The organism is Sporosarcina sp. SAFN-015 (assembly GCF_051966875.1).
Classification (GTDB): Bacteria; Bacillota; Bacilli; order Bacillales_A; family Planococcaceae; genus Sporosarcina.
Window position 1 is genome coordinate 65,152 of record NZ_JBQCKP010000002.1, and the last position, 23,427, is coordinate 88,578.

A 23,427-nucleotide genomic window follows, 5' to 3' on the forward strand; every position below is an offset into this window, starting at 1 on the left:
CTTTTTTTGCATAAAAAAGCCATGCCCGATCGAGCGCGGGCATGGCTTCTGTCGTTCATCGTTTCAATTTGTCCTCTTCAACGATATGAGCTGGTTCACTTTGCAAATAATACGCGCCTTTCGTCACTATCGCAATGATGACTGTCAAAATAGCAGCGAGTACCGCGGCGAAAAACGCAGCTGTCGATTGGAGGAACAATCCCATATAGCCAAGTGCGGCGATTGTACCGATTACACTTGAAACGAGGAGAGAAACAACTCCGACAGGATTCCATTTGTATAAGTATTCTTGTGTCGCAACATAATAATTTGGTCCGATTTTCAACCATTTTTTTACGACTAGCGCATCCGTCACCAAGATGGAAGCCCATGCAAACAGGAAGACACCTTGGAATGTCATGACCGTAGCAAGATGGTCTACAATTCCGCCAAGCATTAACACAATTGCCGTCAGTGCGGAGACAACAACCCAAAAGCGTCGGCCAGGGGTGAAACGGAAGATATTTTCAAAGAAGTTTGATAAGGAGAGTGAACTACTATAAATATTTGTGACATTAATACGCAATTGCGTCAACATCGTAAATAAAGCGCCGCCGATTCCGAGCAGCAGCACAATATAAACGCCTGGATCCGACTCCAAATAACGGACGCCGAACCAGATACCTAATCCTCCCATAACGCCATAACAAAAAATTTGAGGAATGAACCCGATTGCTAAAGATCCAACTTTAATATCTTTAGGGCGTAAAAAACGGGCATAATCAGAAGCGAGAAGAGCGGTCAAGCCCATGATCCCATTATGCATACCGATACAGAACAGCAGCGCGGTTCCGCCAAGCTGTACTCCTTCGGGCATATAAGAGAAAACTGGACCCGTATAGATAGCGGGTTTGATAAATGAAACAACAATGGCAGCGAGCAAAAATAAGACGAAAATCGGTAATGACCATTTCTGCAGCTTATCCAGTTGTTTAATTCCAAACCAATTTAGAGGAATAACAATGAGTCCAAATACGAGGATTAAAACCCATTTAGGAAGGGAAGGTAAAAAATGATGTACAGCCGATATAAGAATCAGGCCTTCAAAAGCACAATACATAATAAAATTCGATGCGTAAATGAGTGAGGTCAAAGATGCTCCAATATAGCCGAAGCCGCCGCCCCTCGACAGCAGGTTTACATTCATGCCCGACTTCGCGGATAAATACACAATGACCGTACCGAGTACGCCTGCTACGATGATTGCGTAGCCAGCGGAAATAAGAGCATTAGGAGCTCCGAATTGGAGTGCCATCACACTTCCCATTTGAAAGTAGAAAATAGCTGTTGCTATCCCGAACGTAATATTCGTAATGCTAAGCCAGCCAGCCTTTCGTTCCTCGCGAGGTACACGGTCCAAGGAATAATCCCGGACAACCTCTTCCTTCATATCGTCTTGCACAGTGGTTTGTTCTATTGACAATACATTTCAGCTCCTTATGTGTAAAGCACCTACTCCTTCTGCCTTGAGGCATAATATTTTTCAAACTTCTTTTAATAATGCGCACCACTCCATTTTATCAAAAAAGTAATAAAAAAATCAAGTATTTCGATTTACGTAGTATTAATATATATACATACATTTCAAATGAAAATCGGCATGCCCTTTGCATAAAAACTATAAATCGACAAAAACTTTTTCAGCAAACGGATACGATGCCACACGGGTACAGCATGGAGTTTTTTGGAAGTGGATCGTATGTATGAAAAAGTTCTTATAGCAAATAATAAATATAATTGTTTACATGAGGAGGAGTAGAAATGGGAGCAGTTCGACGGATTGCATTGGCGTTGGTTATCATTGGTGCATTGAATTGGGGACTAATCGCTTTTTTCCAGTTTGACTTGGTTGCATCTATATTCGGAGGACAAGATGCATTTTTATCGAGAGTAGTTTATGCACTTGTAGCGATAGGCGGTTTGATTTGTTTAGGGCTATTATTCAAACCGGATGAAGAGAGGGAAGTCACTACGACGCGCAGTCGCATGTCTACCCCTGCCATGCATACCGAGTTTGGAGAAGAACCGGACTTCAAGAAGGAACGGGAGTTATCCGACAAAAAAGAAGAACTATAAAATGGAGTGACAGTCCCTACATACAAGGGGGCTGTCACTCTTTTTTTTCTTCCTCTATGATTTGATCAATTTTTTCCATTTGCTCCTGAACCTCCTCTTCCACGTCAGTCGTGGCGGGAATGAAAGGCTCGTTATTATAATCGATACGTTTCCCGTAGCGCAGCATTTCATACAGGATCATGCCGTTGTTCGGTTTGCCGTTCACAGTGAACATCGGAACAATGTCTAGCAGTACAAAGTAAAAAACATAAAAAATGAAGCGTTCAAAAAAGGTTCTGTAGTCTTCCAAGAATCCATTCGCCAGCAACATATTTATTGCTAGCGCCAAAACAAGATTAATGAGGATAGGGGCGGCGTAAATGCATATATTCGCAAACTTGCTGTCCCTCTTCAGCGAATCAAAAGAAAACCAACTATACATATGATAATATTTCCGGATATCAAAAATACCGATAATTTTAAAACGGGGTCCCGAACCTATTGTCAGCCTTGGATTTTTCACGCCAAAAATAGCGCTCACAATCAAATAACCGGATTCCCTCAGAAACGACACGACAGGCAGGATGATAAAAGCTGAGATGACGAGTGAAACTAAATCGGAAAGTCCAAACATAGCAGTCCCTTCTCTTCCAGCAGAAGTAAAATTACAACTTCTACACCACGTACCCGAATTAGGAGAAGTTGAATCTTTTCAGAAAAAGCAGGAATCCATACTTGTTTTGGCGAAAAGCCTTGTAGATAAAAGATAAAGGAGAACTTGAGAAGTGAATTTATTTAATCGGATTGAGAAGGACAATGAATATTGGCTTGTTGACCAAGTGAAGGTAGATGGAGTGACGGAACAGGAATATGTAGAAGTGTTTTATACATTACTTAGCAGCTGGAAAGAGAAGCAGATCGGATATTTATCATTGTTAATGGATGCATCCTATGAGAAGTGGCTGTTGGAAGAAGGCTTCCGAAAAGTATCGATGATTGTTGAATATACACGGAAATTGGATGAGACGTTTCCGGCAGAGCAAGGAATTACCGTTACAGCATTAGCAGATGGAATGATGGCAGATTCTGATTTTGCGCTGTTGTATGAACGCTGTCGTAGCGGCTCTGCAAATAAAAATAAGCTATTCACAATTGAGCAGATGATGGAATCACTCGAAAATGAACTTGGTACGGATTGGAGAACGCACTGTTACATCTTCCGAAAATCAGGCGAGCCTGTTGGATTGAGCATCCCTATTATCGAGCAAGGTACCGTCGACGAGGGGCGTCTGTTTTATTTCGGTGTTGTACCAGAATGGAGAGGGAAAGGGTACGGCTCTGCTTTTCATAGGATTTCGCTCAATTTGCTTCAGAGAATCGGTGCCACGACTTATGTCGGCAGTACGGATGAAGCGAATCGGCATATGATTCGTATTTTTGAACAGAACGGCTGTCGGTTGCGGGATCGGAAGGGGATTTATCGGATCGATCGGTAAAGGGAGATTGGTCAAGGGCTCATTTATTTCATCAAGGGCTCAATTAATTGCACAAGGGCTCCATTAATCGTACAAAAGCTTCTTTATTCCATTTTTGTTCTAGCAATGAATAAATGACAGCTCGCCTCACCTATTGTACGATGGAAAAAAGGGGGAATTTTCATGATACATATCGGCATCATCGGGTTAGGTGCAATCGGTCAACGCTTAATCAAACAATTTATAGAGCAAGACAAAGTTACGATTACTGCAGTTTGTGACAGGAATGAATCACTTGCAAGGGAAACATCTGAACAACTAGGCAATGTGCAAGCCTACACGGACTATAAACAGCTGCTTGCAAACACACAAGTAGATCTTGTTTACGTCGCAGTACCACCAAAATTCCACCACGCCATCGTGATGGACGCCATTCACGCAAAAAAGCACATCCTTTGTGAGAAGCCTTTAGCAAATTCATTGGAAGAGGCGAGGGAGATGGCGGATGCGGCGAAAGAAGCGCGTATCGTGCATGCCATGAATTTCCCACTGAACTATGGCCAAGCTGCAACGAAATTCGCAGAGTTGATTAACGATAACTATATAGGCAAGCTTAGGCGCCTACAGCTTTCGATGCACTTCCCGGAATGGCCGCGTGCTTGGCAGAAAAACGACTGGGTCGGCGGTCGGGACCAGGGCGGTTTTGTCCTCGAAGTCGGTGTCCATTTCATCCAGCAGACGCTAAAATTATTTGGCGAGCTTTATAATATCCAAACACGTTTGGAATTTCCGGAGGATCCGACACTATGTGAGAAGGGCATCATCGCTACAGCTGAACTCGCGGATGGCACGCCTGTTTTAATTGAAGGGATAAGCGGACAAGCTGGAAAAGAGCATATTGGATTTACCGCATACGGATTGGATGGCGTCTTAACGCTGGAAAAGTGGGGAGAGTTACGAGGTGGTAAAACGGGTGATGATATAAAAACGATCTCACTTGAAGGAGTGCTTACACCTCGATTGATTGACGAGTTGCTAAAAGCAGTGAGCGGGGAAGAAGCGGAGCTGTATGACTTTGAAGTCGGCTATGAAGCTCAGAAAGTGTTAGAGGAGTTAAGAAAAGAAAGGTAGAGAGGATTGCCCTCTCTACCTTTCGTCACTTTTCAATATCAATTACAATCCCATCCAACTCAAAATTTTCCAACGGTGCTTTACTGTTTTCATGACGATTTCTATAATTCAATTTCAATGTCTTCAAAATAGATCTTTTTTGCACCTTCAAGCGTGCTCACGGTCGCGAACGGATGGAAAATGAGTTTCGTCGCCTGCGGGTCTATATTATGGATGGTCGCACTCCATTGAAAGTCCTCCCGAGTTCTAGCGCCTCCCTCAGTAAATCCGCCGTTATAAGGAACTTTGTATTCATTCCCTAAGTTATCCGTCGCTTTCAGCTCCGCTTCTACAGCCGTCCAGTCATCCAGTATTGCGGGATCGACCAATTGCTGATAGTAAATATTGAAGGTTAGCGGTGTTTTTCTAACTTCCTTGAATAGTATAGCCACGCCATCTTTTTCAACCTTTTTATTCAACGTCTGCACTTCAGCCTCGATTCGCGGTAAGGAGAAGTTCAACTTCCAGTCGCCTTTCACTTCTTTATTATCGCCAAGCAGCATTTTCGGCTCCCATGTGACGTCCACCTGATCAGGTGTTTCTGAAAACCGCGGAGTAATGGTCATAATGCCTGCGTAGCCTAATCCCTTCACCTTCTCAAAGGAAGCGCCGGCATTTCCAGAGGGCACGCCGTCGACGGTTGGCCAGCCGTCGAAGATTAATGTTGAGCCATAATTTTTATTTGTTTGTATCGACACCGCCAAAGTGATGGTCGTCCCATCGAACACCCCTTGGTCAATATTGATTAAAGTGCCTTTATCCTCCGCAGTACGGCCGACATCGGTCGCAAGCTGTCCGAACTCTTTATACGCAGGTTTACTCGTTGAACCGAAATAATCGAATACATTCCCAATGACCGGCAATTGGCTGATCATATTCGCCATTGCTGGATTCAACATTACCGTCCCGCCCAAGATACTAATTGCTAATGTGGCGGCAAGTATATATCCAGTGCGCTTTTTGCTACGTCGTTTTCGGGACGAGGCATTTCCTTTGAATGAATTCTCTATGATCGAATCCAGCTTCTTACTTGGAACAGCTATTGTTTCCATTGTGTCTTCAATAACTTTCGTTTCGTCTTTCATCCGTATATACCCCCTTCATCTTTGTTTTCAACAGGGCAAGACCCCTATGTAAGTTCGTTTTGACAGTACCCTCAGGGCATTCCAGTATATCTGCAATCTGACTGACCGTGTAATCATAATAAAAACGCAATACGAGAACGGATTTATACTTTTCATCTAGTTCATATAGGACATTGGTCAAATCCAGTTTTTCTTCAAGCGAGCTGCCAATCTCTATAACGTCAGGGATTGAATAGCTTTCCATAGTAACGATTTTTTTGTTTTTGCGGATTTCCTTTAACGCGACATTGATACAAATCCGTGTTGCCCATGTGCTGAAATAAGACGGATTTCTTAGTTGGTGTATGGATTCAATGATTTCCAATACGGTTTGCTGAAATACTTCCAGTGCATCATGTTCATTTTTCATATAAATGAATGCCATTTTATACAATTTGTCTTTCTCGTCTTTCAAAAGCAGCTGCAATGCATGCTGATCCCCTTTGATCGCTTGCTTTATAAGCCTCTCCCTTTTCGGCATGGAATCACCACCTTCTATACATTAGGTAAACGGGTTGGATAAAACGTTTCAACTTTTTTAAAACAGCTACGGAATCATAACAAGAAATTAAGTGGTTCCTAAGTCCCGAAATGACAATAACTATTGGGAAATGAACGATATCTCCCCATAATTGATCGATATCTAACGGGAAATGAACGATAAATTTGTGAAAATGACCGATAACACGCGGCAACTGACCGATATACGAAAAATCACTGCCCGCCGGCTCAATGAAGCATGAAAAAGCCCTCAGTCAAAAGACTAAGGGCGGAATCTTATTTCGTATAGTTATCAAAGTATCCTTGAATGAAGATAATCGGTGTTCCTTTATCGCCGCTGCCTGATGTCAAATCGGACAAAGAGCCGATGAGGTCAGTCAGTTTACGAGGAGTTGTCCCTTGGGATTCCATCGAGCCGACGAGGTCTTCTTCTTTATTCACAATAAACTCATTGATCGCCTTTTTCAACTCTTCACCGCGTAGATCAGCAAAGTTATTGTCTGCAAGGTATTTCAGTTTGATTTCATTCGGTGTACCGTCAAGACCTGCAGTGTAAGCAGGGGATACGACTGGGTCCGCAAGCTCCCAAATTTTTCCTACAGGATCCTTGAACGCGCCATCACCGTAAATCATGACTTCAACGGTTTTTCCGGTCTTTTCTTTTAATGCAGCTTGGATATTGTCGACGATCGGCTGGCAATTGCGTGGGAAGAGCTTCACGCTATCTTCTGTTGCCTTATTCGAGCCGAGCAGTCCATATGCTTCATTATAACCGCTGCCATCGACAGATTCGGCAAGAATATTATCGAGGCTGTAGATCTTTTCGCCGCCATTCGCTTTCAAAATGCGTTTCGTTCTTTGGCGAGTATGGATATCACAAGTGAGCACGTCTTTCGTGTAGTCAAGAATCGTCTTCGCATTGTTCGAGAAGATGACTTCACATTCCACGCCGTATTCTTCAATGATTGATTTATAATAGTCGATGTAATCGACTCCAGTGAATGTATGTTTATTGTAGCCAAAGTGACTGCGGAATTCTTCTTCATTCAATACGTCCGTCCAAGGGTTGACGCCCTTTTCGTCGAGTGTGTCGATATCGACAAGGTGATTGCCGACTTCATCGGAAGGATAGCTGAGCATCAAAACGATTTTCTTTGCAGCGCCTTTCGCAATTCCGCGGAGACAGATGGCAAATCGGTTACGGCTTAAAATCGGAAAAATAACGCCGATTGTGCTATCGCCGAATTTCGATTGTACGTCTTTTGCAATATGATCGATTGTCGCGTAATTGCCTTGCGCGCGAGCTACGATGGATTCCGTGACTGTGACGATATCTCTGTCATTGATAGTAATTCCTTCGACTTCCGCCGCTTTCAACACGCTATCCACGACGATTTCTTCAATATTGTCCCCTTTATTGATAATTGGGCAACGAAGACCTCTGACAACCGTTCCTACTACTCTTTCCAATGTTATCGCTCCTTATCGGTATTAACTTAACTGACGATCTACTTGTACTATACTACCGTTTGGTGGTATAAGTAAAATTAATATCTCTAATAATGGGTATAAGGGGTGGTTATATGGTTAGTAAATTAGATTTGTACCGCATTTTTTGTGTCGTCGGCAAAAAAGAAAGCTTTTCAGGGGCGGCAAAGGAACTTTTCATGACCCAGCCCGCTATCAGCCAATCGATTATGCAGCTGGAAAAGGAGCTTGATACGCGACTCTTCAACCGGACGCCTAAAGGGGTTACATTAACGAATGAAGGAAGCCTTCTATTGGAGTATGTTAATTCGGCCATCAATTTAATCGAAATTGGGGAGGAAAAGATTGCCGAGTTCAAAAATCTGACGACCGGTGAATTACGGATTGGCGTCGGAGATACTATATCGAAGTACTTTCTTCTGCCCCAACTAGAAGCCTTCCGTACTCGATACCCGAATATCAAATTAAAAATCGAAAATGGCACGACGGATGAACTTATTTCTTTTCTCAAGTCGGGAGAAGTCGATATCGTCGTCTGCAATTTGCCTGTCAGCGACACTTCGTTAAATGTAACGTCTTGTATGGACATCCACGATACGTTCGTCTATGGCGATAAGTACAGAAAGCTGCTTGCGAGGCCGGTCAGCTTCCGGGAGCTCGCCAAGCTGCCACTCATTTTCCTCGAGCCGAGTTCGAATTCGAGAAAATATGTCGAGGAGCATTTCTTATCCGAAGGCGTGAAGATCTCGCCTGAATTTGAACTCGGCTCCCATGACCTTGTCGTTGAGTTTGCAAGGATGAACATGGGGATTGCCTGTGTTACAAGGGAATTTACGAAAGACTATCTGGAAAGTGGAGTCCTTCATGAAGTCCAGTTGACCAAGCAGATTCCACATCGAAGCATCGGCGTCTGTTCATTGAAAAGTGTTCCGCTATCACCGGCTTCGACAAGATTTTGGGAGCTGTTGGTAGGGAAATGAATAAATAGATCTGGATGGCGCTTGCAATTTAGAAAACTACTTTATAATAAAAGTGTGAGTGATAATGAAAAGGGGGAATTAGTAGAATGTTTGCATATAAAATTGACGAGAATACCGAGTTGCGTTTATTGGAACTAAGACATGCCGATCAGCTATTCCAGTTGACCGACAAATCAAGAGAGAGTCTCCGTGAATGGCTGCCGTGGCTTGATTTTACGAGGACAGTTGCGGATTCAAAGAATTTCATCGGTGCCACTTTACAGCAGTTTAGCAGAAATGATGGCTTCCAGGCGGGCATCTGGTATAACGGGGAGCTTGCTGGTGTGATCGGTTTGCATGGCGTTAATTGGTCAAACAAATCGACATCGATCGGCTATTGGCTAGGAACTGGATTCGAAGGCAGGGGTTTGATGACGAAAGCTTGCAAGGCAGTTGTCGACCATTGTTTTAATGAATTAGGACTGAATCGGATTGAAATTCGCACAGCGACTGAAAATGTAAAAAGCGCAGCCATCCCGCAACGTCTCGGCTTCAAACAGGAAGGCCGTTTGGAACAAGCTGAGTGGCTGTATAATAAATTTGTTGATCATTATGTGTTTGGATTGGTGAAAGAGGGCTAAAAAGCGGAGGACAAGCGACGTCCTCCGCTTCATTCTTATATCTCAATAATAAAAGGAAGGATCATCGGCCTTCTTTTCGTTCTTGTATAAAGCAATTTCTCAACTTCTTTCCGGATGGCATGTTTCATGTCGTTACGTCGATAGCGGGTCGATGGCTTCGCTTCCTTGATCGTTGTGACGACCAACTCATTCACTTCTTTGTAAAGCTCATTCGCGTCTCGTTCGTAGACGAAACCGCGTGAAATTGTATCCGGATCTGAAATCATCCGGCCGTCCCTTTTGCTCATCGAAACGACGATGATGAGCATTCCTTCCTCGGATAGCAATTTGCGATCGCGCAATACGACTTTTCCGACATCCCCAATGCCTAGCCCGTCCACAAAGACATTGCCGGCTTCCACATGCCTCGTTTGGCGTGCGACTCCGTTTTCAATGTCCACGACATCGCCGTTATTCAATATGAAAATATTTTCCCTTTCCACACCTACCGACTCCGCCATTTCCTTATGCAGCTGCAGCATGCGATATTCACCGTGGATTGGTATGAAATAGGTTGGTTTCATCAATGTCAGCATTAGTTTTAACTCTTCGCGGTACGCATGTCCGGAAACATGCATGCCGGATGCTCCGCCTGTCCCGTAAATAACATTGGCTCCGAGACGATACAGATTATCGATAATGCGCGACACGCTTTTTTCATTCCCTGGTATCGGGCTGGAAGCGAAAATGACTGTATCTCCGGGCAGGACGGATACTTGCCGAAAATTATTGGTCGATAGACGCGATAATGCTGCCATTGGCTCGCCTTGGCTGCCTGTACAAATGATAACGACGTTTTCAGGGTCCATCTGATCGACTTCCTGCGGTTCGATTAGCATCCCTTCGGGCATCTTCAAATACCCGAGCTCCTCGGCGACCGATACGACGTTTACCATGCTTCTGCCGAGCAAGGCAATTTTCCGGTTCGTCATTTGCGCGGCTTCGATGATTTGCTGAATTCGATGGACATTCGAGGCGAACGTCGAGATGAATATTTTACCTTCCGCTTTCCGAAAGGCATCCGCAATATGCCCGCCTACAACCCGTTCGGATTGCGAAAAGCCGTGACGTTCCGCATTCGTGCTTTCGGATAATAAAAGCAAGACACCCTTTTTCCCGAGTTCAGCCATCTTATGAACATCCGCATATTCATCGTTCACAGGCGTTAAGTCAAACTTGAAATCGCCCGTGTGCACGACCATTCCTTCAGGTGTTTCAAATGCGATGCCAAGACAATCGGGAATGCTGTGATTCGTTTTGAAGAAAGTGGCGGACATTGCACCGAGATCAATCGTCGAATCTCCGTTGATTAATGTAAGCTTCGTTTCTCGAAGTAGGCCATGCTCTTTTAATCTTAACTCGATCAGTCCGAGTGTCAGCCTTGTCGCATAGACAGGAACGTTCAATTGTTTGAGAAAATACGGAATGCCGCCAATATGGTCCTCATGACCATGAGTGACAATAAGTGCACGAACGTTTTCCCGATGTTCCTTTAAGTAGGAAACGTCTTGGATGATGAGGTCGACGCCCAGTAAATTCTCATCCGGAAATTTAGAACCGCAATCGATGACGACGATATCGTTTTCATATTGAATGACGTACATATTTTTCCCGATTTCATTAATGCCGCCTAACGCAAAAACCGCTAATTTTGTGTCCACAACGATGTCCTCCCACACTAATAATGAAAAAAGGGCTGTCCCGTCATATCGACAGAGACAGCCTTTACTCCGAAAGTAGGATTCGAACCTACGGCCTATCGGTTAACAGCCGATTGCTCCACCGCTGAGCTATTTCGGAAAGATAGTAGCACACCTATCATGTGCAAAATTCGGAGGTTTATTCACGTTGATTTCAAAAAAAATGGACAGCAGAAAGTTATCTATTGAATAGACGAAGTAATCCATCGAATAAAGGGAGTTATCTATTGAATAGCTGCAGGTATCTATCGAATAAAAGAAATTATCTATTGAATACCGGAAGTTATCACCAAATCGTGACTTAAGCACCCAAAAAGCACCTCCAATCTGAATCAGAGGTGCTCATAAGGCTAGATTAATTCTTATCTAATCGTAAAAGAACGTTGAAGCCGAAGAAAAGAACGCCTAGCACAGTCATCACGCCGCCTAACATTGCAAACAGGAAGAAAATTTCTGGCCCTCCAAGTATAGCTGTCGCAATGCTGATCATCATAATTGGCAAACCGATATTATGAAGCCAAAAGTGAGCTCTTGCCAAGCCGGACTCTACCAATCTCGGATAGAGATGATAAAATACCCCTGCCAATGCTAGCGAAACCCATCCGACCAAATTCAAATGAACGTGCACAGATGTTAATGTAAATACATGCGTGAATGACATATATAAACCGAAAGAAATGCCGATCATGAAATAAACGACAGAGATCTTCATTAAGGTTTTTCCCATTTCCCCACACCTCCTTCCAACATAGAAATCTTTCTATAATATTCTATGTTGGACATTCATTTTGAAATGAGGGAGTGGGGAGGAGAATTTTTACATGTGCCATCGTCCGAATCGATTAGTTTACTTCGCTGGTACTCCGTTGATGCCAATAGATGGTTTCTTTTGAGGTGCCAGGGCGTCTTCGGTATCCATCACTTCTGAGGCAATGGTTTTGCCTAACATATACATCTCCGTTTCTTCCTGAGACAAGCTATTGTACCGCTTTTGCATGACTGCATAAAAGCCACCGCCTACAATGGCCCAAATGAGCAGCATGACATAAGACGGCATAGACAAAGCGGCGGGAGATATTGGGATGAGAAGAAGAGCCAGGAAGGCTGAACTTGCCATAATGCCAATCAACGCTAGAGCCTTTTTAACTGGAGCAATCTCCCTTCCGGCCGGTTCCTGCTTCCACGCTAAAATTTTATACGCAGCGAGACAGGTGAATAGGTAGGCAACAGAAACACCCGTCGATGACATGTCTACTATCCATGACAGTGCCTGCCGGCCGAACCATGGCATAGGCAAAGTGATGAACGCGACGAACCAGATTCCCCATATCGGTGTTTGTTTTTTCTTCGTGATTACACGAAATACATTCGGCAACGCACGGGCACGAGCCATCGAAAAGAGTAGACGGCTTGCGGACATATAGAAACCGTTGAGTCCTGTGAAAATCCCCATAATAATTGCAATTGCCATAACGACTAATCCGATCAATCCAAGAGCGGAAACAACGATATCCCCAGTCAGCCATAGATTGCTTTCACCGGTAGCCGAGAAATCCGGAAATGTCCAGGCGGTCAAACCGATCATAATGGCGTAAATCAATGCAGAGGTGAATAAAGATGCAACAATAAGCATTGTTGCTTTTCGTGGAGAAAATTTAAATTCCTCTGCTGCTTGCGGAACGTTATCAAATCCTACATAGGCCCATGGCGCGATTGCCACAATCACGAGGATAGAAGTGAGAATCGATTGATTGCCATTGAAATAAGGCTTAAGATTTTGGAGCGGCTGATCCGCGACTCCAAATGTGAACACGCCTAAAATGACAACACCGCCGATCAGTAAAAGGCTAAAGTAAAATTGAATTTGTCCGGATACACTTGTCCCCGTCGAATTAATGAAGGCAAACAATAGGATAAGTGCTGATGCAATAATAATTTCGGGTGCATAAACATCCCAGCCAGCGATGGAATATAGATAATGCTGGTTCATAAAATCAGGGGCGAGAAACTTTAGCAATAGCGTGAAGGCGGATGCATTCAATGCGACAATTGAAAGATAGCCGAGCGATAAAAACCATCCGCAAATAAAGGCCCATACCTTTCCTGCGGCGATGAATGCATATGTAAATCCGCCGCCTGATACGGGGAATTTTTTAATCATGACGCCATAGCTGGAAGCAATCACCATCATAAGCAATGCGCCAATGAAAAGGCCGATCATCGCACCGAGCGGGCCTGATTCTTTGATCCAATCACCGGGTAGAATGAAAGCCCCCAGCCGACCGATGATCCAAGTGCAATTGCAAACACCCAAGACGGTTTCAATGTCTTCTTCAACTTTCTCCTGCTACTATATGGCTCTGAACTTTCCATCATAATGTCCCCCTAACTAACTAGCTAATTACGTACCCTTTCCCTATTCTGAAATAGTGAAACTATATAATACTCAGAATTTTACATCCGTCCTGACCGAATGATTGTGTAGATGAGGAATAGGAACATGAGAGATGCGATGATCGAACCGGCTTCAATAATAGGGAACTGCCACAGCAAATTCGTTTGGCCTGCAATGGCGGAACCGATGATGAGGCCGACCATTAAAATACTGAAGGACAGCAGGATGATGCTGAATGAAAGACGATTGCTGATCCGGTCAAGCCTGCCAAGAAAGACTTGTACCTGCTGTACATTAATGTCCAGTTGGAGCTTCCCTTTTCGGATTGTCGTCGTAATTGCTTTCAAATCTTTCGGTAGATTTGTAAGGATTTCAATATTTTCAACAAAGTCTTTCCATGAATTCTCCAGTAGGTTTTTCGGATTATAACGCTCCCACATCAATCTCTTTCCAAAGGGTTCCACCGCTTCCATGATGCTCAACTCTGGATCCAGCTTCGCAATGAGCCCTTCAAGTGTTAGAATCGCTTTGCCTAAAATTGAAATTTCCGAAGGGATAATAATATGGTGGCGATAGGCGACCTGAAAAAGTTCGACAAAAATCGACCCTAGACTCACTTCATTCAATGAGACATCATAATACCTCGTTTGAAGATCATCCACGTCCCTTGTAAATGCCCGCATATCGGTATTTTCTGAAAGAATTCCCATAGCAGAAAAAGTGTCTATCATGTCTTCTGTACTTCCATCACGCAAATGGATGAGAAGTGTCGCGAAATGGTATTTCAATTCATTATCGAGCCTGCCGACCATGCCAAAATCCAAATACGATACAACGTTTTCGGGGAGAATGTAAATATTCCCGGGGTGAGGATCGCCGTGGAAAAAACCTTCGTCTAGGATTTGATGGAACATCGAATCGACGATACGTCGGGCAATCAATTTTCGATCATATCCCCCGGTGTCCAGTTTTTCTAAATCATTCACTTTTACGCCGTGAACCATTTCCATCGTTAACACCTTATCCGTCGAAAAATCCCAATAGACTTGCGGGATATGAACATATGGGTCCTCCTCGAATTGTTTTGCAATCCTTTCGCTATTGCGCCCTTCTACACGGTAATCGAGTTCATCTTCCAATGACCTCGAAAATTCGATGATCATATCGCGAAGATGGTACGTTTTTGCCCAATCTGTATTATCTTCGAGAAAGCGCGCTAAATCGCTTAATATGGACAGATCCGTTTCTACATTGGGCCGGATGTCAGGTCGCTGCACTTTGACAGCCACTTTTTCCCCGCTTGGCAAGTGGGCGATATGCACTTGGCCAATGGAGGCAGAAGCTAATGGCTCTTCTTCAAAATGGCTGAATAGGCGTTCAAGAGGCTCTTCCAATTCAGCCTCAACAATTTCACGGACCTTACTGAACGGAAAAGAAGCAACATGATCCTGTAATTTTTCAAGCTCAAAAGCGATTTCCGGCGGAACAAGATCCCTCCGCGAGCTTGCAATCTGTCCAAGCTTAATAAAGGTCGGTCCCAATTCCTGCAAGGCATGCCGAAGTTTGACCCCCGCATCTTGCATATTCATTTCGCTACCGCTGTCAGTAGAAGAGGCTCGATTCGTTAGTCCCAACCGGAAAAGAAAATGGCTGAATCCATTCCGTAGAAATACATTAATAATCTCTTGAAACCGTTTCGTATGCCGGATGCGTATCTTTAACAAATCCATTCCTCCAAATCTATGTCGGTCTTTTGCCTATCTATATACCCTTTTATGAATAAGGATAGCCATATAATTTTTATGGTAGGAAGTGTTACACTTAATAGACTTCATATAAAAAAGCAGGGATTGAATTGGACATATTATTATTCTTCGCAATCATACTACTTGCCTCCATCCTGCAGACAGGGACGGGATTCGGCTTCTCCATCGTTGCAACGCCGTTTCTATTGCTATTATTCGATGCAAGGGATGCCATCCAAATCAATCTCCTCTTATCACTTGTCATCTCATTAGCAATGTATCGCAAAGTGAAGACGGATATTGATAGGAGAGTGATGAAGCGATTTATTCTAGGCAGCCTAATCGGTTTGCCCCTTGGCATTATCGTATTCCTTCTCGTCGATATTCCGAAATTGAAGCTTGGCATTGGCATCATCATTCTTCTATTGACCGCTTTAATGCTTCTCAAGCTACGAATTAAGCAAAAGCCGAACAGGGACGTCGTCATCGGTGGACTTTCCGGTTCATTGACAACGAGCATCGGCATGCCAGGACCGCCACTGCTGCTCTATTTCTCGGGCACGGATACGGCAAAGGAAACGTTGCGCGGCACGACGCTCGTCTATTATTTATTCATCTATTCGATTAGCTTGGTCATTCAAATTGTTTTCGCCGGTACAAGCATGACAGTATGGAAATCCAGTCTGTTTGCGCTGCCACTCGTTTGGCTCGGTCTCTACGCGGGCCAGTATTTATTCCTAAAGGTTAATCAAACCGGTTTCCGCATTTTCATGTATATTATCTTATTTTTTACGGGGTTTTATTTACTAGGAAGCAGCTAAAAGAATCCGATGCAGAACGCCAAGAAACCAATAAGAAAAGGGCTGGCACATGGCCAGCCCTTCATTTATCAATAAACCTTATCTCCATTGAAGATGGAATTCTTTACAACGACATAGTCAACTGTACGGATCGCATCCAATTTCGTTCCACCTGCGTATGAAATAGACGATTGAAGATCCTGTTTCATTTCAGTTAATGTGTCCTGCAGTTTACCTTTGTATTCCACATGCATTTTCTTGCCTTCGACGTTTTTCTTTTCGCCTTTTTGGAATTCCGAAGCGGAGCCGAAATACTCTTTGTACAGCTTGCCATCCACTTCAATCGTCCTGCCTGGCGATTCTTCATGTCCAGCGAAAAGAGAACCGATCATGACCATGGATGCGCCAAAGCGAACAGATTTCGCAATGTCGCCATGTGTACGGATGCCACCGTCAGCAATTATTGGTTTTGAAGCAGCTTTTGCACACCAGCGAAGCGCCGCTAGCTGCCAACCGCCAGTCCCGAAACCTGTTTTAATCTTTGTAATACAAACTTTACCTGGTCCGATACCTACTTTAGTAGCGTCAGCACCAGCATTCTCAAGCTCACGAACCGCTTCCGGCGTACCGACATTACCAGCAATTACAAATGTCTCTGGAAGATGCTTTTTTAAATGCTTAATCATATTGATGACTGCATTGGAATGACCATGCGCGATGTCGATTGTTACGTAATCAGGGATAAGCTGGTCTGCAGCCAACTGTTCAACGAATCCGTACTCTTCCTCTTTTACACCGACGCTGATTGATGCGATTAAACCACGCGTATGCATATCTTTGATGAAGTCAGCGCGAGTTTCAGGATTGAAACGGTGCATGATGTAGAAATAACCGCTCTCTGCCAATTGGATGGCGATCTTTTCATCGATGATCGTCTGCATGTTTGCAGGGACGACGGGCAATGCAAATTTATGTTTACCAAACGTAACAGAAGTGTCACATTCTGAGCGACTATTGACAATACATTTAGCGGGGATCAATTGAATATCTTCATAATCAAATACTGTATCCATACATTACACTCCTAAAGGCGAATGATATTTTTTATTTCAATGTAAATGTTCGTACTTTTGTAATTTACATCATATTTGTCTTTTCGTCAACTCAAAAAGTAAGATATATTCCAACATAAGGGTGCTCGACAAGTATATAGATGATATGATTGAGCAAGGTTTTAAAATACGGAGAGGGAGATCGTTCTCGTTGAGGTTGTCATTAAAATATTTAATCGGGCTAGTGGCATTCTTATCAGTATTATTGACATTGACGGCTAGCATCATATCAGGATATCAGGCGGAACAGCAATCTTTGGTTGCGAGTACATTGGAGACAAATCGTGCGTATGCGTTGAAAATGGCTCAATCGACGGAGTCATATTTGGAGATGACGCTGCAATCATTGGAAGCAAGCGCTCAGCAAATTGCGCCTTTTATAGGTAAAGAAAATGTCGAAGAGAAATTATTATCCGAAGTGAGTCGGATGAAAAAACAGACGAACACATTCAATTCAGTATTAATTGTTGATAAAAATGGGGAAATTTTAGCTATATCGCCTGAGACTTTGGCTTTAAAAGGGAAAATGTTAAATTCGGAAGGCGGACAAGAAGCGCTAAAGAAGCGTGGCGCGTTCATCTCACAGCCCTATTTCGGACTGACGGGGCGCTTGATCATATTCCTGTCATTTCCGGTCTTTGATAGTGAAGGTGATTATCTCGGCCTTGTCGGGGGAACGGTTTATTTGAAAGAGGAAAATATTCTCCAAGAAGTATTGGGCGAACATTTTTACAAAGACGGTTCCTATGTATACGTTGTCGATGAAAGCGGGCGGATCATTTATCACCAAGATCCAGGCCGCGTAAATGATATCGTGTTGGAAAATGCCGTCGTCCAGCAATTAATAGCAGGCAAGAGCGGTTCGATGGAAGTGGTGAATACGAAAGGCGTTGATATGCTGGCGGGCTATGCGACGATTCCGATAGCTAATTGGGGCGTTGTGTCCCAGCGATCAAAGGAAGTCGCCCTAGCACCATCCGTCAATATGATAAGGGAAATGATTTGGAAAACAGCCCCAATGATACTCTTCTCACTCCTGATCGTCTTTTTGTTATCCAAACATATTGCACAGCCATTGACAAGGCTTGCTACTTTCGCAGAGTCCAGCACTGCTAGCAATCATGGAGGGAAAATCAATGACGTACACGCTTGGTATTACGAAGCAATCCAGTTGAAAAAAGCAATGAATTATAGTTTGAGTTTCTTTATTCAACAATCAACGATCGACCCATTGACTAAGCTGATGAACCGCAGGGCAATGGATGCATATTTAGAGAAATGGACAGAGCAAGGTCATCCTTTTGCTTTGCTCATCTTTGATATTGATAAGTTCAAGCGTGTCAATGATACATATGGACATGCGATGGGGGACGAAGTGTTAAAATACTTGGCAGCTTCTGTATTAGAAGTCGCCCGTAAAGAGGATGTATGCTGCCGCTTCGGCGGAGAGGAATTTGTCATGTTGTTGCCGAATACAAATCGGCATGAAGCTTACCAAATGGCAGAACAACTACGTAAAAAGCTGGAAAGTACAGTCAGTCCTTGTGGGGAAGTAGTGACGATTTCTATCGGGAGCGCGATATTCCCTGAAGATCGATCACGACCAGCGGAACTGTTGGAGTTGGCGGACCAATGCCTGTACGAAGCGAAACGGACAGGGCGAAACCGTACGATTGACTGTGCATCACTAACTATATGAAAGCATTAGGAGGGCACAATCATGCAATATTCGAAAACGAAAATGGAACAGCTCGTAAAAAACAATGCAGAGTTGACGCAACGGCTGAAACATATCATGAAGGAACATGAATTGGAAAAGAGTTTTGCCTTAAAGGCACTGTATCACGCTGAGGTGAAAGAAAGCGGCAGATTCATGAAGGACTATCAGGAGCTTTAATAGAAAGAGCGAAAGAACGGCAGCGTCCAGAGAGCGTTGTCGTTTTCTTGTAAGTTGGATGGGGAGTGGATGTAATGAAAGATGAGAGAATCGAACGTATTGTAGGCTGCATGGCAACCATCGTTGGGGATAATGAAGTACAGCGTACCCAGACGAAGCATCGGCTTGCACTAGTGGATGCATGGGGAATCCAAGAAGGAAGCCGAGTGCTTGAAATCGGCTGTGGTCAAGGGGATACGACCGCTGCCTTGGCGTATGCAGTAGGGGAAAAGGGGTTCGTACATGGAATCGATATTGCACCATCAACATATGGCGGGCCGATTACGCTCGGAGATGCACGAAGCCATTTGTTGAATTCACCGTTGGGCGATAGAGTGCAAATTGATTTTGAAGTAGATGTCCTTTCGGATGAAGTTGATTTTTCGCCAATGTCATTTGACTATATCGTCTTTTCGCATTGCGCGTTCTATTTACAATCGGAGGAAGAGTTTAAGGCTATTTTAATGAAGGCCCGCAAATGGGGAAAGCGGTTATGTTTTGCAGAATGGGATACGCGCATTCAAACGATAGAACAATATCCTCATCTTTTAGCTGTCCTTATCCAATCGCATTATGAATGCTTTAAAGAAGGCAGCCAATCGAACGTAAGGACTTTATTTACGCCTGCCGATAGCTTGCGGATTGCAAAGGAAGCCGGTTGGAAAATAGCACTGGACCAAATTATTCAATCGCCTGATTTGCAAGATGGTCAATGGGAAGTTGAGATGACACTGGGCGAATATGCAGGGGAAATCAATGATTTAGAAGTGCCGAATAAATTAAAAGCGCTTCTCCATTCTGAATTGGCGCTACTAAAAGAGGCGTATAGTAAGAAAACGATTCAACCGTTATTTGTATTCGCCTTCATTGGTGAATGATGCAAAGCTATTGTATAAAACCAGTGACACAGCGAATTGATGTGTCACTGGTTTTTTTATGCTAATAATATCAATTGTACTATTTTGAATTCTGCATCTACTTTGTTGATTAATATGTACATATATGATAAAAAATCTCCTTCAGTGATAAAATAGAAAATGTAAAACTTGTTCCTGAAAGGAGACAAGCAGATTGAGTATCCAACTAACACAAAATAAGATCATAGATCTGTGCGGCTCCGTTTCATTCAGACGGGGTGAGATGTTTAACCGTGCAGGAAAAGTGAACTTTATCCAATATAGAGACGACTATTGTGAAGCGACTGTTGCAGGGAAGGATGACTTCCATGTCACCGTCGACCTTTCAAATGGGAAGCTTCAAACGGAGTGCGATTGTCCGGTCTTGCCGTTTTATAAATATAAATGCCAGCATGTCGCGGCTGTTTTGATAGCGATAATGGAACGCGAAGGGACTGGGAGACCGGAAGTTGAGCCGGATTTGACGGAAGGGCTGCTATCTCTTTTTAACGGTCAACCTCGTACGAGCGGGCATCAGCTTCATTTCGAAAATAGGGAAGTGCTGGAGCTGCTGTTTACGGTAAAGCCCGTTGCCACGGGAAAACAACATATGCTCGGCATCGAGCTTGCAGTCGCAGGAATTCATGTGGAGGATATCCGACAGTTTTTGAAAGATGTTAATGAAGGTCAGGCAAGTCGGCTAACATCTGCATTCACTTTCGATTCCCAGCTTCATTGCTTCGTTATTGAAGCGGATGCCGTTCTGCAGCAACTTATCGGCCTTAATAATGAAGAGAGGGCGTTTCGGCACCATTCTGTCAGCCCCGCTACATTGCTCATTCCGCCATCCTTATGGAATAGACTTCTGCCGATTTTGAATGAAGCATCGGGTGTTGTATTGGAATGTGACGGTACAATAAGGGACTTTCACATAGCTGAAGAAACTTTGCCCATCAAATTTCATTTCGAAAAAAAGCCTGAAAAGGGACATACACTGACAATCGACGGGTTGGAACGTGTCCATGTTTTACAGTCTTATGAACTTGTTCTTTGCAACGGGCAATTATTTCAGTTGAGCGGTGAAGACTGCAAACGCCTCGCAGATCTCCAACAAATGATTGCAACGTCAGGAACCCGTCAGTTGCCGATTTCGAATGAGCAGATCGGCTTTTTCATCGAAAAGGTCGTCCCAGGTTTGCGGAGGATTGGCGAAGTCCATCTCGATGAAACTGTGCTGGATCAGCTTGTAAAATCACCGTTGAAGGCGAAATTATATATCGATCGGGTGAATAACCGATTGCTTGCGAGTCTCGAATTCCAATATGAACAGATCGTCATGAACCCTGTAACAGAAAGGGATTTGCCGGCAGGCTCCTTGCTAGTTCGCGACTTGGAAAAGGAAGAGGCAATTCTTCAGTTAATGGAAGAAAGTTCATTTGCAACGACTGATGAAGGTTATATAATACACAACGAAGAACTGGAATATGAATTTCTCCACCATATCCTCCCGAAGCTCCAAAAACTTGTTCAAGTGTATGCAACGACAGCGATTAGGAACCGGGTTTTCAGAGGAAGTGCGCGTCCGCGAATCCGGGTGAAGGCATATGAGGACCGAACGAATTGGCTTGAATTCAAATTCGATATGGATGGCATCCCCGATAAGCAAATACGAGAAATCCTTGAAGCGCTGGAGGAAAAACGGAAGTATTACCGTTTGCGGAATGGCGCTCTTCTTTCATTGGAAACAAAGGAATTTGAGGAAATCCAACGGTTTTTGAATGAAATTCCCGATGGTCTTGATGCCTTGGAGAAAGGGTTGAACATTACGATGGTGCGCGGAATCCGTTTCTTGGATGCAGTCGGCGACGATGAAATGTTTTCCGTCGAGGACTCCGCCCGTGAGTTTTTTGACCGTCTACTGAAGCCCGGCAATTACGCGGAAGTACCAGAGGCGTTGGAAACGGTATTGCGCGATTATCAAAAAATAGGTTTTCAATGGTTGAAAACGATCGCAGGCTTCGGCGTGGGGGGCGTGCTTGCGGATGATATGGGACTCGGCAAGACTTTGCAGAGCATTGCGTTCATCCAGTCAGTGCTTCCCGAAATTCGCGAGAAAAAACGGCAAGTCTTAATCGTCTGTCCCTCTTCCTTAACGTATAACTGGCTGAGTGAATTTCGGAAATTCACGCCTGACATTAACGCGGTGGTCATGGACGGGTCGAAAAAGGAGAGGGCAGAGAGGCAGAACGACGTGGAGAATAAGGATGTGTTGATAACGTCCTATCCGTTGATTCGCCGGGATATCCATTGGTTTGAGAAACAAGATTTCCTGACCATCTTTTTTGACGAAGCGCAGGAGTTCAAAAATCCGTTTACGCAAACGGCGCGAGCAGTGAAAAGATTGCAGGCGGATACACGTTTTGCATTAACCGGAACGCCGATCGAAAATTCAGAGGAAGAACTTTGGTCCATCTTTCACGTCATATTTCCTGAACTGTTCATGGGGTTGCAGGAGTTTAGTGAACTTACTCCAAAAGCGATATCCCGCCGCGTCCGCCCATTTTTGCTGCGGCGGATGAAAGAGGATGTCCTCGCAGAGTTGCCGAATAAGGTAGAAACGATGGAATCTGCGGAATTACTTCCTGAACAGAAAAAGCTTTATGCCGCCTATTTGGCAAAGCTTCGCCATGATACATTAAGACATTTGGATAAGGACACAATCCGACGGAATAAAATTAGAATCCTTGCAGGAATAACGCGGCTGCGGCAAATTTGTTGTCACCCGGCTTTGTTCGTAGATGGGTACAAAGGCAGTTCAGCGAAGTTTGAACAATTAAAGCAACTGATTCAAGAATCGAAGCTGGCAGGGAGAAGAGTATTGATCTTTTCGCAGTTCACAAAGATGCTCGGTATCATCGGCAAGGAGTTGGCAATGAACGGAACGCCATTCTTTTATTTGGACGGCCAAACGCCTTCTGAGGAACGATTGGAATTATGCAATCGATTCAATGCAGGAGAGCGCGATATTTTTCTCATTTCATTGAAAGCAGGAGGAGCCGGTCTCAATTTGACAGGTGCTGATACGGTCATTCTCTATGATCTTTGGTGGAATCCGGCTGTTGAAGAGCAAGCTGCAGACCGTGCTCACCGTATCGGTCAAAAGCAAACCGTTCAAGTGATCAAGCTCGTCGCACGCGGCACGATTGAAGAAAAAATGAATGATTTGCAAGAGAAGAAGAGGAATCTAATTGAGGAGATCATCGATTCGAAGGATGCTGCGAACACGACATTGACCGAGGATGACATACGCGAACTATTGGAAATATAGAAGTATAGTGGCAGTAAAGGCAAC

General features: G+C 44.0%; 20 protein-coding genes and 1 tRNA gene. 10 read left to right on the forward strand and 11 right to left on the reverse strand.

The window, feature by feature from the left end; all coding sequences use genetic code 11:
- Positions 1-55: 55 nt before the first annotated feature.
- On the reverse strand, positions 56-1,429 hold the full coding sequence (locus tag ACTHPA_RS03325) for a purine-cytosine permease family protein (protein WP_440499198.1): 1,374 nt from the start codon (positions 1,427-1,429) through the stop codon (positions 56-58).
- A gap of 371 nt (positions 1,430-1,800) precedes the next feature.
- Here ACTHPA_RS03325 and ACTHPA_RS03330 point away from each other — a divergent pair, with 371 nt between their 5' ends.
- On the forward strand, positions 1,801-2,115 hold the full coding sequence (locus tag ACTHPA_RS03330; RefSeq protein WP_440498666.1) for a DUF378 domain-containing protein: 315 nt from the start codon (positions 1,801-1,803) through the stop codon (positions 2,113-2,115).
- A gap of 34 nt (positions 2,116-2,149) precedes the next feature.
- Here ACTHPA_RS03330 and ACTHPA_RS03335 read toward each other — a convergent pair whose 3' ends face one another.
- Complete coding sequence (locus tag ACTHPA_RS03335; RefSeq protein WP_440498667.1) at positions 2,150-2,728, reverse strand: hypothetical protein; 579 nt, start codon at positions 2,726-2,728, stop codon at positions 2,150-2,152.
- Between the two features lie 151 nt (positions 2,729-2,879).
- Here ACTHPA_RS03335 and ACTHPA_RS03340 point away from each other — a divergent pair, with 151 nt between their 5' ends.
- Together ACTHPA_RS03340 and ACTHPA_RS03345 are read left to right on the forward strand one after the other, a co-directional pair.
- The gene (locus tag ACTHPA_RS03340; RefSeq protein ID WP_440498668.1) at positions 2,880-3,590 is read left to right on the forward strand and encodes a GNAT family N-acetyltransferase; all 711 of its coding nucleotides are present in this window, start codon (positions 2,880-2,882) and stop codon (positions 3,588-3,590) included.
- Positions 3,591-3,752: 162 nt separating this feature from the next.
- Positions 3,753-4,700, forward strand: a complete 948-nt coding sequence (locus ACTHPA_RS03345; protein ID WP_440498670.1) for a Gfo/Idh/MocA family protein — start codon at positions 3,753-3,755, stop codon at positions 4,698-4,700.
- A 101-nt stretch (positions 4,701-4,801) separates the two neighbouring features.
- On the opposite strand, the gene ACTHPA_RS03350 is transcribed toward ACTHPA_RS03345, so the two are convergent.
- From ACTHPA_RS03350 to ACTHPA_RS03360, 3 genes are all read right to left on the reverse strand, one after another.
- The gene (locus tag ACTHPA_RS03350) at positions 4,802-5,824 is read right to left on the reverse strand and encodes a DUF4179 domain-containing protein (protein WP_440498671.1); all 1,023 of its coding nucleotides are present in this window, start codon (positions 5,822-5,824) and stop codon (positions 4,802-4,804) included.
- The gene (locus tag ACTHPA_RS03355) at positions 5,799-6,344 is read right to left on the reverse strand and encodes a sigma-70 family RNA polymerase sigma factor (RefSeq protein WP_440498672.1); all 546 of its coding nucleotides are present in this window, start codon (positions 6,342-6,344) and stop codon (positions 5,799-5,801) included. The genes ACTHPA_RS03350 and ACTHPA_RS03355 overlap by 26 nt, the downstream gene beginning before the upstream one ends.
- Positions 6,345-6,640: 296 nt before the next feature.
- The gene (locus ACTHPA_RS03360) at positions 6,641-7,834 is read right to left on the reverse strand and encodes a coenzyme F420-0:L-glutamate ligase (RefSeq protein WP_440498674.1); all 1,194 of its coding nucleotides are present in this window, start codon (positions 7,832-7,834) and stop codon (positions 6,641-6,643) included.
- A 113-nt stretch (positions 7,835-7,947) separates the two neighbouring features.
- Here ACTHPA_RS03360 and ACTHPA_RS03365 point away from each other — a divergent pair, with 113 nt between their 5' ends.
- Positions 7,948-8,832: a LysR family transcriptional regulator gene (locus ACTHPA_RS03365; protein ID WP_440498675.1), complete on the forward strand. Its 885-nt coding sequence runs from the start codon at positions 7,948-7,950 to the stop codon at positions 8,830-8,832.
- 86 nt (positions 8,833-8,918) lie between these two features.
- Positions 8,919-9,452 (forward strand): GNAT family N-acetyltransferase, encoded by a 534-nt coding sequence (locus ACTHPA_RS03370; protein WP_440498677.1) that lies wholly within the window; start codon positions 8,919-8,921, stop codon positions 9,450-9,452.
- A gap of 35 nt (positions 9,453-9,487) precedes the next feature.
- On the opposite strand, the gene ACTHPA_RS03375 is transcribed toward ACTHPA_RS03370, so the two are convergent.
- The 5 genes from ACTHPA_RS03375 to ACTHPA_RS03395 form a co-directional block, all read right to left on the reverse strand.
- Entirely contained in the window at positions 9,488-11,095 is a 1,608-nt protein-coding gene (locus ACTHPA_RS03375; RefSeq protein WP_440499199.1) for a ribonuclease J, read from the reverse strand.
- Between the two features lie 124 nt (positions 11,096-11,219).
- Positions 11,220-11,291: transfer RNA gene (locus ACTHPA_RS03380), tRNA-Asn, on the reverse strand.
- 255 nt (positions 11,292-11,546) lie between these two features.
- Positions 11,547-11,918 (reverse strand): cytochrome-c oxidase, encoded by a 372-nt coding sequence (locus tag ACTHPA_RS03385; protein ID WP_440498678.1) that lies wholly within the window; start codon positions 11,916-11,918, stop codon positions 11,547-11,549.
- Positions 11,919-12,038: 120 nt separating this feature from the next.
- On the reverse strand, positions 12,039-13,505 hold the full coding sequence (locus ACTHPA_RS03390; RefSeq protein WP_440498679.1) for an APC family permease: 1,467 nt from the start codon (positions 13,503-13,505) through the stop codon (positions 12,039-12,041).
- A 140-nt stretch (positions 13,506-13,645) separates the two neighbouring features.
- Positions 13,646-15,316 carry an ABC1 kinase family protein gene (locus ACTHPA_RS03395; RefSeq protein ID WP_440498681.1) on the reverse strand — a complete coding sequence of 557 codons (1,671 nt, stop codon included), beginning with the start codon at positions 15,314-15,316 and terminating at the stop codon, positions 13,646-13,648.
- Between the two features lie 125 nt (positions 15,317-15,441).
- Between ACTHPA_RS03395 and ACTHPA_RS03400 the strand changes: the two genes are divergently transcribed.
- The gene (locus ACTHPA_RS03400) at positions 15,442-16,152 is read left to right on the forward strand and encodes a sulfite exporter TauE/SafE family protein (protein ID WP_440498683.1); all 711 of its coding nucleotides are present in this window, start codon (positions 15,442-15,444) and stop codon (positions 16,150-16,152) included.
- Positions 16,153-16,220: 68 nt separating this feature from the next.
- Here ACTHPA_RS03400 and guaC read toward each other — a convergent pair whose 3' ends face one another.
- Positions 16,221-17,204: a GMP reductase gene (gene guaC, locus ACTHPA_RS03405; protein WP_440498685.1), complete on the reverse strand. Its 984-nt coding sequence runs from the start codon at positions 17,202-17,204 to the stop codon at positions 16,221-16,223.
- Between the two features lie 190 nt (positions 17,205-17,394).
- On the opposite strand from guaC, the gene ACTHPA_RS03410 reads away from it, so the two are divergent.
- The 4 genes from ACTHPA_RS03410 to ACTHPA_RS03425 all read left to right on the forward strand — a co-directional run bounded on the left by ACTHPA_RS03410 (position 17,395) and on the right by ACTHPA_RS03425 (position 23,403).
- Complete coding sequence (locus tag ACTHPA_RS03410; RefSeq protein ID WP_440498687.1) at positions 17,395-18,942, forward strand: diguanylate cyclase; 1,548 nt, start codon at positions 17,395-17,397, stop codon at positions 18,940-18,942.
- 21 nt (positions 18,943-18,963) lie between these two features.
- On the forward strand, positions 18,964-19,140 hold the full coding sequence (locus ACTHPA_RS03415; protein ID WP_440498688.1) for a hypothetical protein: 177 nt from the start codon (positions 18,964-18,966) through the stop codon (positions 19,138-19,140).
- A 74-nt stretch (positions 19,141-19,214) separates the two neighbouring features.
- Positions 19,215-20,057 (forward strand): class I SAM-dependent methyltransferase, encoded by an 843-nt coding sequence (locus ACTHPA_RS03420; protein WP_440498690.1) that lies wholly within the window; start codon positions 19,215-19,217, stop codon positions 20,055-20,057.
- A gap of 193 nt (positions 20,058-20,250) precedes the next feature.
- Positions 20,251-23,403 carry a DEAD/DEAH box helicase gene (locus ACTHPA_RS03425; protein WP_440498692.1) on the forward strand — a complete coding sequence of 1,051 codons (3,153 nt, stop codon included), beginning with the start codon at positions 20,251-20,253 and terminating at the stop codon, positions 23,401-23,403.
- Positions 23,404-23,427 lie beyond the last annotated feature (24 nt).